Origin of the sequence: Clostridium boliviensis (assembly GCF_033342255.1) — a bacterium.
In the GTDB taxonomy this organism is placed as follows: domain Bacteria; phylum Bacillota; class Clostridia; order Lachnospirales; family Lachnospiraceae; genus Lacrimispora; species Lacrimispora boliviensis.
In genome coordinates this window covers 1-441 of sequence record NZ_JAWONS010000159.1, presented here as the reverse complement: position 1 = coordinate 441, position 441 = coordinate 1, and the positions used below count along the sequence as shown (strand labels likewise).

Annotated in this window: 1 protein-coding gene; it reads right to left on the bottom strand. The window is 63.7% G+C overall.

Annotated elements, in window-relative coordinates; all coding sequences use genetic code 11:
* The coding region (locus tag RZO55_RS10395; RefSeq protein WP_318064213.1) for a hypothetical protein at positions 1-417 on the bottom strand (417 nt) is incomplete at its 3' end.
* Positions 418-441: the final 24 nt, after the last annotated feature.

The following is a 441-nucleotide window of genomic DNA, read 5'->3' as shown; positions in this document are numbered from 1 at the left end:
GTTGTTCAGGATGATCTCCTCAAACAACTCCCGGTCCTTCTCCGCCAAAATCTGCTCCTTCCGGTGGATTGCCTCTTCCACCCGGGCTCTGACGGCGTACGGGCTGACCCGCGCCCCTTCATACTCCATACTGAGCAGGAGGCGGCGGGTTTTCGTCCTAAGCTCCTCCCATCGGAGCCGCCAGGAGTCGCTCACAGCCTCCTCCCCGGTACCGTCCGGTTCTTCCGGGACCTCCACATCCTCAAAAAGGGTCTGTTGGGTGAGGCGATACTCCACCAGTGCGGCCTGCTCCTGATGGAACAGGCGGTTCAGCCCCTCCGCCGCCTTGTCCCGTTCGGGAGCGCCATCCCTTTTCCACGCGGCCAACACCGCCTGAGCACGGCCGGCAATCGGCGACTCCCCGTCACCCCCTTCCATTTCCGCCGCCGACCGGGGAACAAA